Origin of the sequence: Arthrobacter sp. CAN_A2 (genome assembly GCF_015752045.1) — a bacterium.
Lineage (GTDB): Bacteria > Actinomycetota > Actinomycetes > Actinomycetales > Micrococcaceae > Arthrobacter_D.
Genome location: NZ_JADOUS010000013.1, coordinates 1 through 13459 on the forward strand (window position 1 = coordinate 1; position 13459 = coordinate 13459).

Below are 13459 nucleotides of genomic sequence, written 5' to 3' on the forward strand. Positions count from 1 at the left end.
ATGTCTGCCCGATCCGAGAACGTCAAAGCCCTGCGTCCCACCAGGCAACTCCCTCTATCCAGTTATGTTGTTGCTACGACGCTATGACACCAAGCTGCTATTCTGTGTATAACCTTCACAAACTCAGAATGTCCACACGGATCATCGGTCAAGTTGAGATCTGACGAGGTGAGCCGATGCGCGGGGAATAAGGATTGGTAGCAGCTTGTGCTCCCGGACGTAACGGTGGACGCCCGAAGCTGCTGGACAGCCTGAAGATCGACCGCGCTAAGCAACTTCACCAGCAGGGGAGCATGACACCACAGGAGATCGCGGACGCCGTAGGCGTCTCCGTCGCACGCTTACAGATACCTCGCGAAGTAGCCAGGCAAAGGGGAGGCCGTCCCAAAACCGCCCCTCTTGTTCGGGTTGGCGCGAAGCAATAGTCGTCTTAAATTTCCCCTCGACGGGGCACGAGCGCGCGGCGTGAGGCGTCGTAGACGTAGTCGACGATCTCGCCGGACATTATCATGGTGATCGCCTGGTTGATCACTTTCAGCGGCACGACGAACCACTCGGACGGATCGTACTGGCGGCCCTTCGTGTCGATCTGGGTGATGTTGAGGCGTACCTCGGCAAACACGCGGTGCAGTAGGTGCTCGAGCGCCGACGGCTTGAGGTTGTAGGTGCGGTAGTCCGCGACGATGTCCACCGGCGCCATCAGGTAAGTCGGCGCATCGGCGGCATGCGCAATCCGCTGCTCCACACTGTGCTGGGTGAACCCGATCTTATAGAGGTCCTGCGTGGAGGCGATCTGCGGGTCGTTGCTGCGGGAGCGCAGCACGTAGATGTGTCCGCTCTCCTCATCGACGTCGCCCACCTCGTTGAGATCATGGCCGGCACGTGCCAACGCCTGGCCGTCGGCCTCGTAGAGCCTGATCGACAGTGACTGCCGGTACATAGACGATTCGGTGCCGTTCTCGAAGATCACTCGCAGCCGCTGCTTCTGACGCTGCTTACCACCGACTGCCAAGGTAGTCGTCTCTCCAACCTCCGCAACGAAGAGCATCACGCCGTTCAGGACAAAGAAGTTGCCCGCTTCAATCGTGTGCATCCCAGGGAACGGAATCAACTGATAGGTACCGTCAGCCAGCTCAGCATGCTTAGCGCGAAACAGCGGCTCGAACGCTTCGAACTCCTCAGCCTTCGTCCGCTTCGCAACTGAGTCCGGCGAATCCGGAAGCTTGCGCTGAGGCAACTCCGAGACGTCCAGCAACCCGGAATCATCACCAAGCAGGTCAAAGTCATCACTGCCAAGCAGGTCGTCAATGGAGGCGGGCGCGGCAGTCGTCTCCAGCAATCCGAACTCATCAAGGTGCTTTAGCGCGGCGACCTTTTCCTCATCGGAGAGGATCCCATCGAGTCGGGCCCCGAGCTTACGCTCAGCAATCTCACGTGTCGTCGAACTGGGAATCCTGTCGCGGGTGCGACGAAACTCCACGATCTCTAGGAAGGCTCGTTCCAGCCGATCGCTCGACGTGACCTTCTGCGGCTTCTCCGCAAGTTCCAGCAACCCGTCGACGTCTGAGTCGATAAGCCACTGAAAATCCACCACTGACGCAAGTGGTTCGCTGCTGATGTGTTTGGGGTCAGAGCCGCTCATGATTCATCAGCCATTTGTGCAGTTCGCTGGGCCGCGAGGTGTTGTTGCTTCTTCTTCTGTAGGAATAGCAGCGCTTCGGCGTAACGCTTCTCGGTCGGGTCGTCACTGCGCACATCCGGCTTGCGACCGTTGACCTTCGCCCAGACCTGAAGCTTGGGCCACAACACGAGGGCTTCTTCTTCAGAAATCTCGATGCGGGTGGCGGTGATGGTGTCGGAGATGATTCGCAGCACGCTCGGAGTGACCGATTTACTCATGACCTCGAACGCCCGCTGGAAGGGGTTGACGGAGTCGATGAGGTTGATGTCGATGTCGTCAATGTTCACGAACTTCTCGGCCATCTTGATGAATCGTTTGTCGCCGACTGTGCGCACCTCACCGTTTTTGATGACGGAGTCCACGACGACCTGCTGGCGCAGCTCTTCGACTTGGGCCTCGTCAAGGTCGGGGTACCGCTCGCGGATGATCTTGGGGATTAGCACCTTGTTGGTGACCTCGGGGTCGAGGCTGCCGGCGGCCGCCTTCGCGAAGGTGTCGTCCTGGAGGATCGTGGCCTTGAGGTCGTTCAGGTCGGTGTCGACGATTTGCTTGACTCGCTCGGTGGAGGGTTCCTTAAAGCCCTTGATCTGCAGCTCGCCAGGTTTGGGGGCATCGTCATTGCCGGTCTTGGTTTTGAACGTGAAGTTCGGTGCGAGGACCTGCTCCATCAGCAGTGACGCGGTGATCGCCTTGAGGATGTTGTTCACTGAGTACTTCACTTCATCTGTGGCCGCGTCGGGCTGGGCGATGAGGTTGGTGAACTGCGCGTGTTCTTTGCCCGGGCTATCGCGGGTGACGCGACCGATGATTTGGATGACCTCGGTCAAGGAGGCGCGGTAGCCGACTGTGAGGGCATGCTCGGCGAAGGGCCAGTCAAACCCTTCCTTTGCCATTCCCAGCGCGATGATGATATCAACGCCGTCACGGTCTTTCGATGCGACTGTTGAGAGGTAGTGCAGTGTCTCGGCGCGCTTTCTCTGGTCTGCGTCGTCAACCAAGTCCGCGACCCGGAGGACCTCGCCGGTGTCGCTGCGTCGTATCCGAATGATGCCGGTGTCTTCGGTCTCTACGACCTCGCCGATCGAGTCGATGATGAACCCGACCTCTTCGATCTTGTCCTTCGTGGATTCGCCGGAGTTCACGTTCGGGATGTGGACGATGGTCTTCTTGTTTAGGTCGAGAACCTCCCCGATCGCGTCGGTGTAGCGCCCCTGGTAGAAGTGGTGGCCGATACCGAGGGATCTGAGGTGTTCGTACCCATTGAGCTGGTCGTAGTAGTTAAACGTGACCGGGGTGAACTTCGCCTCGTCCTCTGTAGAAAGCACAGGAACGGAGTCGCCGCGGAAGTAGGAGCCGGTCATCGCGATTATGTGCACATCCGAGCCGGCCATGACGTCACTCAGAAGCGCCCCGAGCCGGTTGGCTTCAGTATCGGCGGAGACGTGGTGGAACTCGTCAATCGCGAGCACAACTCCGTTGAACAGTACGGGCGCGAGTTTTTCGAACGCGAACCGTAACGTGGCATGTGTGCAGACCAGCGTCGCATCCGGGCCTTCAAGGAACTTCAAGAACGCGTCGACCTTGCCCACGGAGGATCCTGGTGTGCAGAGATCGTGTTCGGGCTTAATTTCCCAATCGGCGAAGAACCCATAAGCAGAAAGCTTCGTCGAAGAGAAGGACGCACCAATCGACCGTTCCGGCACCGTGACGATGACCTTCTTGCGTCCCTGGTTGTAGAGCTTGTCCAACGCCACGAACATGAGCGCACGAGACTTACCCGACGCGGGCGGTGCCTTGACAAGCAGGTGCTGCGCGTCGCGCTTGGCGAAGACGCGCTGCTGCATCTCTCGCATCCCCATCGCGTCGGTGTTCACTGACGCCCCCGTGCGAGCGTACGTCACATCAACAACATTGAGCGGCTTATTCACTTCTTCTTGCTCCCCCTCGAGGTGTCTGCTTCCGTCATCGCCTCATACATAACAAAGAGGTCAGACAATCTTTGCTCGTCCAACTCGTAGCCCCGCTTGGAATAGACCGAATCGACCAACGCGTCGACCTCTGCGTGCGCGGCCCGAAGGTCCGCAGGCATCAGGTCAGGGTCATAAAGGTCAGCAAGCGTCTTCTCGCAGTGATACTCGCGTACATCCAGCACTCTCAGCGCTGCAGTGGTGAGGCGCTCTTTCACTGCATCTGAGAGAAGCGGCACCGGGAAGTTGTTGTAGACGATTGTGTTTGAGTAGCGGTAGTCCGTCTTCATCCGGCCACCAACAGCGCGGGTCCACACCATGTGCATCCGCGACGTCAACAACGCAAAAACCCATGGCTCGGCGTCATACACGGCGTAGGCGGCATCGGAGATCACCGTGTCTGTTCCCAGATAGCCCATGGGGATGTATTCACGACGCTCCGAAGATACGCGTGGCACAATGATTGATTCGGTTTCCCTGAAGGCGATATGCCAAAACCTATACGGGGCATTTGCAAGTGCGCTCGTGTTTGTCGACGTGCTCATCGATCGGAATTCGCGAACATGATCCAGTCGGCGTTTGAGCGTAGGGATCGATTCCACGGATGTTGCCGATTGGCTCGTGACCCAGAGGCAGTACCGCTCTCTATCATTGATCAACTCAACTGACCCCATGTAACGCTTGACGTAGTCCGACGCGCTTGGCACGGTTTCGAGGAGGTTGGTCAATTCCTGCAGTTCCAGGATGAGAGCCCCATCATCCTTCGGCACCGATCCCAGCGCCATAGTTGGAAGTGCCGAGAGCGGTTTCATCTGGCGCCTCATCGAAATGTTCGACGAATCAGCGAGGTACCCGTTGATGTTGGTCGCTTCTATTTGGAGACCGTCGGTGTAGATGTACTTCGCGCCTGCGCGTTTCGTGCGCAGGTTGATGACTGCTACGGTGACACCGGCGTTGCGCTTAGCGTTATTTTCCCACTTGAACGAGGTGTAGGCATACCCGATCTCGAGGCCCATCGCAAAGATCATCGGGAACATTAGACCAACATGCTCACCTTGCGCAACTGAATTGGTAGTGACGAACGCCAACTCAGCCTTCGTTCCTCTGATGTAGTCGCCTCCCTTAATGAACCAGAGTGCTATGTAGTCGAGGTCCTTGGAGTAGGGACGATTGCCGAATACGAACGGGTAATCGCTTTTCATCTCCCTATTCTGTGATTTGCCCCCCTTATAGGGGGGATTTCCAATCAGGTAGATTTCGTCAACGCCATTGTTTGAGCATACGTTCCGCCAGTCAACGCGGGTCGCGTTTCCTTGGGTGATCCGACCGGTCTCCTTCAGTGGAATCAGCGGGATTGAAAGGTTGAACTTCTCTTTGAACTCGGCGTTCATCTGGTGCTTGGCAATCCACAGCGAGAGGATGGCGACTTCGACGGCGAAGTCATCGATCTCGATGCCGTAGAAGCTCTCGATGTTGATCTTGGACTCGGCGTACAGCACCTGGTGGTTGACGTCGAGGTCGGCGAGGCGTTCGAGGATGGCGTGCTCCAAACGGCGAAGCTCCTTGTACGCGATAACGAGGAAGTTGCCCGAGCCGCAAGCGGGATCGAAGATTCTGATCGCGCTGATGCGCTTGAGTAACGCCTCAAGCTTTTTCGGGTTGTCGTAGACAGCGTCAAACTCTTCCTTCAGCGCGTCGAGGAACAGCGGCTCGATAGTCTTTAGGATGTTCGGCACCGACGTGTAGTGCTGCCCCAGGTCTGAACGCTTGCCCGGAGTGACGATCGCTTGGAACATCGACCCGAAGATGTCGGGATTGATCTCACGCCAAATCAGCGTGCCGGACTCGATGAGCAAGTCTCGGGCTTTCTTCGTGAACGTTGGAACTACGTGAGCGGCAGTCACAGTGAAGAGTCGTCCGTTGACGTACGGGAACCCGGACAAGTGGGTTGGTTTGTCGCTCGCATGCTTAGTGTCGAGGGCGGTAAAGAGTTGGGTGAGGAACTCCGCAACGTCGGAGCCGTCAAACTGGGTGTGCGAGCCGACGGCGTTGGTGAACTGGCTCTCGGTGAAGATCCCTGTGTCCTCGGCGAAGAAGCAGAACAGCAACCGGGTGAAGAAGACGTTGAGCGCGTGTCGTCCGTTTGGTTCGTCAAGGAGGTGCGGATTTGCGGCGAGCAGCTCGTCGAAGAGCTTGCCCATTCGCTCGGCAGCCTTGACGTCGGCGTGCGCTTCGGCAACGTACTGTGCCTTTTCCATGCCGGCCCAGGGCAGGAAGAACGTGAAGTGCTTGTCGACCTCCCGGATTGGGATCATGAGGTTCTCGCCGGTCTTTGTGTCGACAGCAAGCAGCTCGGTGTAGTCGGTGACGATTACAAAGCGGGTATTGTAGCGCACTACGGTCGGCGCGGTCCGCAATGCCTCGATCACTGCAAGCGGGTCGCCGGTTGTTTCGTGGAAGTAGACGACGTTCTTCTGAGCCATCTCACGTGCCTTGTCATTGGCGATGTTGAGAGAACCGTTGCGGAGGCGAGTGACGTTACCTTGGGAACGGCCGTAGGCAAGCAGCATCTCGAAAATGATCTCGCGGTCGTATGACTCGCGCCCGCCCAGTGGAGCGACACGCTGTTCGATTGCCTTGAGGTTGAGCTTTACCACGCCATTCCTTCTACTACTTTCCTGATCACAGCAGCGGCTGCCAACAGTGGCGGCCCATGCCTGTGGGTCCTGTTCGTGTACTGCTACGGAGGAGCCTCGGGCCCAGCCATCGACCTCGTTGTCCTGAAACTTTCGTTGGTGAACTGTCTTGGGGGCGGGCGCTCCCATGTCAGCGATCCGCGCGCGGGCCGCGTTCCACACTGCGATGAGGTTGGAGGCGTATCGCCAGCCGATCCCCAAGCTTCGGCTGCAGGCCGTCATTCCTCTTTGCTCGCCCGCGATCGGGTGCATACCCCAACATAACGGGTTAGATCCGACTAGCCGGGCCCAAACCGCCACGCAAGCCCCCGCGTCACCATGTAAAGGCCGAGGCCAGGATCGAGGACGCACGCGGTGGAAGTCGCCCACTGGCAATGGCCACTCGCCAGCCGCGCGAGAGAGTCTGACACTCTAGCCGCGTAGTTGGTCTTATGGATCGACGGAACGCCCCCTCCCGAAGGCAGCGCAAGCCAACAGAACCATGCCACTGTCAAGGTGGAGCCTCACAAGGGAAGTGACGAAAAAGTGACGATTCACTCGGGAACGAACGGGAATTAGCGGGCAAGGACGGGAATCACCGAGGCGTCCTCGAAGCAAGAAAACCCGCTCACTTCCTCAGTATCAAGCGGAAGTAGCGGGTTCTCAGTGGAGCCTCCTGCCAGAGTCGAACTGGCGACCTTCTCATTACGAGTGAGACGCTCTACCGACTGAGCTAAGGAGGCAATGCTTCCTGGCCTCCGATGATGCCCGGTGCCGATCCACAAGTCACAACTTTATAGGAGGGGTCGGCCCGCGGTCAAAATGGTGCCGTTGCCCGGCCGTTCGCCGACAGTTCACGCGCCGGCAGCTTCCCGGACCATGACGCGTCAGCGGCGTCGGAGATCATGGGCAGCAGCCTTGTCCCGCATCGGTGCGGGCCGGCCACCAAGGGGGATGTCGCATGACAATGGACCGTTCATTCACGCTCGCCGTTATCGACATGGCCGGAACCACCGTGGACGAGGGCCGCCTGCAGGAGGAAGCGCTGACGCGCGCTCTCGCTTCGCACGGGGTCCAGGAGGGTAGCGGGCGCTTCGCCGCGATGACGGCGTACGCCCGACAGGAAATGGGCACCTCGAAAGAGCTCGTCTTCCGTCATCTGTTCCCCGGCGTCGCCGCCGCGGCCCAGGTCAACCGGACCTTCGAGGCGGTATACGACGAGCTGCTGGCGCGCCACGGAGTGGAGCCGATCCCGGGCGCCGAGGAGGCGATCCTCGAGCTGCGCGAGGCCGGGCTCAAGATCTGCCTCGCCACCGGATTCGGCCGGCACACCCAGAACATGATCCTGGAGTCCCTCGGCTGGATGGGGCTTGCCGACCTCAGCCTCTGCCCCTCGGACGCCGGCCGCGGCCGCCCCTACCCCGACATCATCCTCACCGCGGTCCTCGCCCTCGATATCGAGGACGTGCGCTCCGTGCTGGTCGCGGGGGACACGACGTCGGATGTCATCGCGGGCCGGCGTGCGGGTGCGGGGGGCGTCGTCGGAGTCCTGACCGGCGCCCACCCCGAGGCCGAACTGCGGCTCGCCGGGGCCGACGTCGTCCTGCCCTCCATGTGCCACCTGCCCCGATGGCTGGGGTCAGGGGCGGTCGATGCCCAGCCGCGCCACGCCTCCGCGGACGGTGCCGCGCCGCGCCGCGATCCGACGACGGGTCTCCGATCCGTCGAGCTGCCGCCTGCGGGCACCCTCGAGGACCGCGGCGTCTCGCAGCGGAGCTGAGGAACTCCTCAGCAGCGGGCGCCGTCCTCCGGGACCGTGCCGTCGATGAAGAAGTCGTCGACGAGGTCGCGGATGCAGTCGTTGGACCGGCCGTACGCGGTGTGGCCCTCGCCCTCCCACGTCACGTGGACGCCGGATTCGAGCTGGCCTGCCAGCGCCGTGGACCACTCGTATGGCGTCGCCGGGTCGCCGGTGGTGCCGATCACGACGATCGGGTCGGCGCCCGCGGCGTCCACGGGAGCGGGGCCGAGGACCGGCGAGTACTCCCACGGGGCGCATGTCACCCCGCCGAACGCGAGGAACCGGCCGAACGTGGGTGATGCCGCGATGAGTTCCTGCTCGTCGGCGCGCATCTGGGCGGGGTCGCTCGTCATCGGGTAGTCGAGGCAGTTGACGGAGAGGAAGGCGGCCGTCGAGTTACCCGCATAGGTGCCGTCGGGTGTCCGTTCGGCGGAGAGATCCGCGAAATAGAGCATGCCGGACACGTCGCCGTCGAGGGCGTCGGACACGGCCTGCGTCAGCGCGGGCCAGTTGCCGTTGTCGTACAGCGGCAGGATGAAGCCCTGGACGAAGGTGGAGACGGGCACGATGCGTCCGTCATCCGCCGTCATCGGCTCACGCTCGACGGCGGCGAACAGGTCCTGGATCTGCCGGACGCCGTCGTCGACCGTCCCGGCGTAGGGGCACTCGGCGCCCTGCTGGCAGTCGGCGACGTAGGCGCGCAGTGCCTTCTCGAAGCCGTCGGCCTGGCCGAGGGTGATGTTCTCGTTGCTCAGCGACGGATCGATCGCGCCGTCGAGGACCAGGCGTCCGGCCCGCTCGGGGAACAGCTCCGCGTAGGTCGCTCCGAGTTGCGTCCCGTAGGAGAAGCCCAGGAAGTTGAGCTTCTGGTCGCTGACCAGGGCCCGCAGGATGTCCATGTCGCGCGCTGCCGACTCGGTATCCACGAAACCCAGCAGTTCGCCGGTGCGCTCGGCGCACACGTCCGCGAACTCCTCGGCGTCCACCGTCATGAGGTCGAGGAGTTCGTCGGGGGAGGCCTCCGCCGGGTAGCTCTCCTGCCGCGCCTCGTCCTGCTCGGCGTCCGTGTAGCACTCCACCGCACTGGACCGGTTGACCCCCCGGGGGTCGAAGCCGACGACGTCGAAGTCCTCCCGCAGCCGCTCGCTCGTGACGTAGTCGAGGGAGTCCTTCACGATATTGAAGCCCGAGCCGCCCGGTCCGCCCGGGTTGACGAGGATCGTCCCCTGGGCCTCACCGGAGGCGTCGGCTCGGATCGCCGCGATCTCGATGGTGTCCCGACCGGGGTCGGTGTAGTCCAGCGGCACCTCGATCGTCGCGCAGGAGAACGATTCCTCACAGTCCTCCCAGCGCACGTCCTGCGTGTAGAAGGTCCGGAGGTCCGGGTCCACATCGCCGATCGCCGCCGGGTCGGCCGTCTCCAGCTCGCCCGCGGGCGGATCGGGCCGGTTGTCGGGCGCGAGCAGCATGCATCCGGAAAGCCCCAGCACGACGGCGGTGGACGCGGTGAGGAGCGCGACGGCACGGCCGAGGGGATTCCGGCGGCCGGTGGCGAGGGGGTGGAGCGGTCCGCTGGTCATCGGTCGAAGTCCTTCCGGGACAGGAGGCTCACCGTCATCGCTTCGATCGCGAGCAGCGGGGACACGTTGGTGCTCACGAGCCGGGTACGGACCTCATTGATGGACTCGAGCCGGAGAAGGGTGTCCTCCGGGCTCTCCCGGCGGGCGAACTCCTCCAGTTCGGGCCTCAACGGCTCATTGACGAGCATCTGCCCGCTGGCGACCTGGAGCATCAGCACATCCCGGTAGAAGGAGATGAGGTCCGTCAGCGCGCGGTCGAAGTAGTCGTTCTTCGAGCGCTTGGCCCGCCGCGTCTGGTCGTCCTCGAGTCGCTTGATCTGTGCGCGCATCGACGGCGGCAGGACGCCCGTCTCCGGAGCCCCGAGGGTGGCGAGCAGCGCTGTCCTCTCCTCGGCGTCGCGCTGCTCGAAGGAGCTCTGCGCCTCCGCTTCGGCGAGCTTCACCAGGTCCGCCGCGGCCCGCATCGCACCGGCCACCGAGCGCAGCGTCAGTGGGAGCCGGACGATCTGGTTGCGGCGCTCGCGGGCGCCGTCGTCGGTGGCGAGCCTCTTCGCGATGCCGATGTGGCTCTGGGCGGCGCGGGCGGCGGCCTCGGCCGTCGCGGCATCGATCCCGTCGCGGGCCACGAGCAGGTCGGCGACGTCCTGCACCGGGGGCAGCCGGAGTCCGACGGACCGGCACCGGGAGCGGATGGTGACCAGCACGTCGCCGGGGCTCGGGGCGCACAGCAACCAGATAGTCCTCGGCGGCGGCTCCTCGATGGCCTTGAGCAGCACGTTGGTACTGCGCTCCTGCATGCGGTCGGCGTCCTCGACGATGATGATGCGCCAGCGTCCGGTCGACGGCTTGTCCTGTGCCTTGCGGACGAGTTCGCGTGCCTCGTCGATGCTGATCGTCACCTTCTCGGTGGTGACGTTGGTGAGATCGGCGTGCGCCCCGGAGAGGACGGTCCGGCAGGCCTTGCACGTGCCGCATCCCCTCTCGCTCAGGGCCTCCCGCTCGCAGAGCAGGGCAGCAGCGAAGGCGCGGGCGGCGTTGGACCTGCCGGAGCCGGGCGGACCGGTGAAGAGCCAGGCGTGCGTCGGTGTGCCGGACTGTGCGGCACGGCGCAACTGCTCGACCACCTGTTCCTGTCCGCGGAGGTCGGCCCACACGCCGGAGGCGGGAAGGCCGTGCGCCACGGCGCTCATGCCGAGACCCGGGGGAGGGCGCCGAGGATGGAGCGGTGAAGATCCTCCGGCGTGCCCGACGCGGCCAGGACGAGGTACCGGTCGGGTTCCGCGCGGGCGAGATCCAGGAAGGCCGCACGGATACTGGCGTGGAAGGTGTCGGGTTCCGACTCGAGCCGGTCCTCGGCAGCCGCACCGGTGGTGCGGCGGGTTCGGCCTTCCGCGGGCTCGACGTCGAGCAGCACGGTGAGGTCGGGGCGGAGCCCGTCGGTGGCCCAGAGGTTCACGTCCAGGACGGCCTGTGTGCCCAGACCGCGTCCTGCACCCTGGTAGGCGACCGACGAGTCGATGAATCGGTCGCACACGACGACGTCGCCGCGTTGCAGCGCCGGCACGATCACCTGATGCACGTGGGCCGCCCGCGAGGCGGCGAACATGAGGGCTTCGGTCCGCGCATCGATCTCGCCGTGTCCGTGCTCGAGGACGAGCGAGCGCAGCTTCTCGCCGATGGGGGTGCCTCCCGGCTCACGCGTGCGGACCACGGTGTGCCCGCCGGCTTCGAGAGCCGTGCAGAGCAGTGCGGCCTGCGTGGACTTGCCCGCGCCGTCGCCGCCTTCGAGCGCGATGAAGAGCCCGGGAAGCCCGTGCGGGAGGGGAGAGGTCACGCGCCCAGCCTACCGATTGCCCGTGACATTGAGGCCACGGGATCGGCGTTGCGTGCTGCGCACCCCGTCCCGTAGAGGGTGGACGGAAGTTGTCCACATACCAGCCCGTTCCTCATAATTCGAACGCGTGTACTAATACGCTTTCCCCATGGCGACAGCAGTAGCAGAGGAGCAATCGACGACGGTGCAGGCCCTGGGCCTTGTGCGGTCCCACCTGGTGTCCATCGCCGAGCAGTTCGGGACGGGAGCCGGGCCGGCCTCCACCGCCGGTCTCGCTACTGCGCTGGGTGCTGTCGAGCACGTTGCCCGGCTGGTCGAGTACCTGCAGGTCGTCGGTGCGGCCGCGGCTGACCAGCAGGAGATCGCGAGGGTCGGGGAAACCCGCCGGGGGCTGGACCGGTGTGGTCCTCCGGCCGTTCCCGGCGACAGTCACGAGTTCAGGGACACTGCCGAGTATCTTCGTGCCCGACTGGGCATCACGCGACTGGAGGCGCAGCGGCGGATCCGCCTGGGGAAGTGGGTGCTTTCACGGCAATCGGTCACGGGTGAGACCTGCCCTGCCATGCTCGAAGCCGTCGGGGGCGCGTTCAGGGCCGGCGTGATCAGTTCGTACACCGCCACCCGGATCAGCGATGCAGTGGAACGGGTCCGGCCCGTCGCCTCGGGCGTGCAGCTCCAGGCGATGGAGGAGGGCCTGGCCGCGCAGGCCACGGAATCCGATGCGGATCTGGTGAACGTGGTCATCCGACGCTGGGAGGCAGCCCTCGATCCTGACGGGGCCGAACCCTCGGAGGGGCTGCTGAAGGCGCAGCAGGGCGTGTTCCTGCGGGGTCGGCGTCGTGGGCTGCACCGGCTCGAGGTCGCGGCGGATGACGAACAGTTCGAATACCTCCTCACCGTCATGAACATCGCCACCAACCCGCGAACGGCGGGGGAGCGCGGTGGTCCAGGAGGACTCGATCCGCGAGGTGAGGCCAGGGCCGGCGGCCCAGATGACCCGGGCGGCGCTGCCTGCGCCGGCGACCGGCGTGAAAGCGTGCCGGGTGCGAGCGGGCCGGGCGGCGCCGTCCCGGGTTGCGGGACCCCGGGCGATACGGCGCCGGATGACTCCGTGCCCGACTGGGAGCGCAGGACCCGGGCCCAACGCCACCTCGACGGCTTGGTCGGTGCCTGTCAGGTTGCCCTGGCCACGGATACTCTGCCGGCCACCGGCGGCCATCGGCCCCAGGTGATGGTCACCATCGACTATCGGGCTCTGGTCGAGGAGCTGCACGACGGTGGAGTGCTCCGCAGAATAGCCCATGGGTGGTCCGGGCGGGCTGCCGATTCGAGGGATGACGGGCAGGACGGGCGCTCTCGGCAGGGGGGTCGGTGGGCGCACGCGAACCCATGGCAGGACGGGCAGGATGACCAGTCGAAGCGCCATGCCGGGACTGATGGCTTCATCGACCCATCCGGTGTCTCACGACCGCATCCCGGGGGCGGCTACAGCGTCTTCGGGGGTCCGGTCACTGCGCATACCGTGCGCAAGATCGCGTGTGATGCGGACATCATCCCCATCGTTCTGGGAGGACATGGAGAAATCTTCGACGTCGGTCGTGCCCGAAGGCTCTTCGGTGTGGCGCAGCGGCGAGCACTCGTCGCCCGGGACAGGGGGTGCGCCTTCCCCGGGTGCACCGTCCCTGCGGTCTGGTCGGAGGCGCACCACATCACGCCGTGGGCGGTCGGTGGGACAACGGACGTCTCCAACGGGTGCCTCCTGTGTTCGTTCCACCACCGGCTCATCGAGCGGGGCAACTGGACCATCCAGACGAAACACGGCATCCCCTGGTTCACGCCACCGCCCTACCTCGACCCCGATCGCACGCCACGGCGGAACAGGCACCGGGAACTCACACTTGGCGCGACGTCGTGACGAGCG

At 63.8% G+C, this 13459-nt stretch carries 9 protein-coding genes and 1 tRNA gene; 3 read left to right on the plus strand and 7 right to left on the minus strand.

Annotation, left to right across the window (positions count from 1 at the left end; all coding sequences use genetic code 11):
• The first annotated feature begins 194 nt into the window (after positions 1-194).
• Positions 195-425 (plus strand): helix-turn-helix domain-containing protein, encoded by a 231-nt coding sequence (locus tag IWX63_RS16960; protein WP_199278928.1) that lies wholly within the window; start codon positions 195-197, stop codon positions 423-425.
• Positions 426-430: 5 nt separating this feature from the next.
• Here the strand turns inward: IWX63_RS16960 and IWX63_RS14830 are convergent, their stop codons facing one another.
• The 4 genes from IWX63_RS14830 to IWX63_RS14845 form a co-directional block, all read right to left on the minus strand.
• Positions 431-1642 carry a GIY-YIG nuclease family protein gene (locus IWX63_RS14830; RefSeq protein ID WP_199278929.1) on the minus strand — a complete coding sequence of 404 codons (1212 nt, stop codon included), beginning with the start codon at positions 1640-1642 and terminating at the stop codon, positions 431-433.
• Complete coding sequence (locus tag IWX63_RS14835; RefSeq protein ID WP_199278930.1) at positions 1639-3609, minus strand: DEAD/DEAH box helicase; 1971 nt, start codon at positions 3607-3609, stop codon at positions 1639-1641. Before IWX63_RS14835 ends, IWX63_RS14830 begins: the two co-directional genes overlap by 4 nt.
• Positions 3606-6305 carry a DNA methyltransferase gene (locus IWX63_RS14840; protein WP_199278931.1) on the minus strand — a complete coding sequence of 900 codons (2700 nt, stop codon included), beginning with the start codon at positions 6303-6305 and terminating at the stop codon, positions 3606-3608. Before IWX63_RS14840 ends, IWX63_RS14835 begins: the two co-directional genes overlap by 4 nt.
• Before the next feature lie 685 nt (positions 6306-6990).
• A tRNA-Thr gene (locus tag IWX63_RS14845) sits at positions 6991-7066 on the minus strand.
• Positions 7067-7284: 218 nt separating this feature from the next.
• On the opposite strand from IWX63_RS14845, the gene IWX63_RS14850 reads away from it, so the two are divergent.
• On the plus strand, positions 7285-8103 hold the full coding sequence (locus IWX63_RS14850) for an HAD family hydrolase (protein ID WP_199278932.1): 819 nt from the start codon (positions 7285-7287) through the stop codon (positions 8101-8103).
• Between the two features lie 8 nt (positions 8104-8111).
• Here IWX63_RS14850 and IWX63_RS14855 read toward each other — a convergent pair whose 3' ends face one another.
• From IWX63_RS14855 to tmk, 3 genes are read right to left on the minus strand one after another with little or no spacing between them, the layout of a single operon-like run.
• Entirely contained in the window at positions 8112-9704 is a 1593-nt protein-coding gene (locus tag IWX63_RS14855) for an alpha/beta hydrolase (RefSeq protein ID WP_199278933.1), read from the minus strand.
• The gene (locus IWX63_RS14860; RefSeq protein WP_199278934.1) at positions 9701-10894 is read right to left on the minus strand and encodes a DNA polymerase III subunit delta'; all 1194 of its coding nucleotides are present in this window, start codon (positions 10892-10894) and stop codon (positions 9701-9703) included. Before IWX63_RS14860 ends, IWX63_RS14855 begins: the two co-directional genes overlap by 4 nt.
• Complete coding sequence (gene tmk, locus IWX63_RS14865) at positions 10891-11538, minus strand: dTMP kinase (RefSeq protein ID WP_199278935.1); 648 nt, start codon at positions 11536-11538, stop codon at positions 10891-10893. The genes IWX63_RS14860 and tmk overlap by 4 nt, the downstream gene beginning before the upstream one ends.
• Before the next feature lie 148 nt (positions 11539-11686).
• Here tmk and IWX63_RS16845 point away from each other — a divergent pair, with 148 nt between their 5' ends.
• Positions 11687-13453 carry an HNH endonuclease signature motif containing protein gene (locus tag IWX63_RS16845; protein ID WP_334685905.1) on the plus strand — a complete coding sequence of 589 codons (1767 nt, stop codon included), beginning with the start codon at positions 11687-11689 and terminating at the stop codon, positions 13451-13453.
• Positions 13454-13459: the final 6 nt, after the last annotated feature.

Bases quoted from the DNA above. Each gene is read 5' to 3' on its own strand.
- IWX63_RS14830 (WP_199278929.1), bottom strand. From the start codon at position 1,642: ATGAGCGGCTCTGACCCCAAACACATCAGCAGCGAACCACTTGCGTCA.
- IWX63_RS14855 (WP_199278933.1), bottom strand. From the start codon at position 9,704: ATGACCAGCGGACCGCTCCACCCCCTCGCCACCGGCCGCCGGAATCCC.
- IWX63_RS16845 (WP_334685905.1), top strand. From the start codon at position 11,687: ATGGCGACAGCAGTAGCAGAGGAGCAATCGACGACGGTGCAGGCCCTG.
- IWX63_RS14860 (WP_199278934.1), bottom strand. From the start codon at position 10,894: ATGAGCGCCGTGGCGCACGGCCTTCCCGCCTCCGGCGTGTGGGCCGAC.
- IWX63_RS14850 (WP_199278932.1), top strand. From the start codon at position 7,285: ATGACAATGGACCGTTCATTCACGCTCGCCGTTATCGACATGGCCGGA.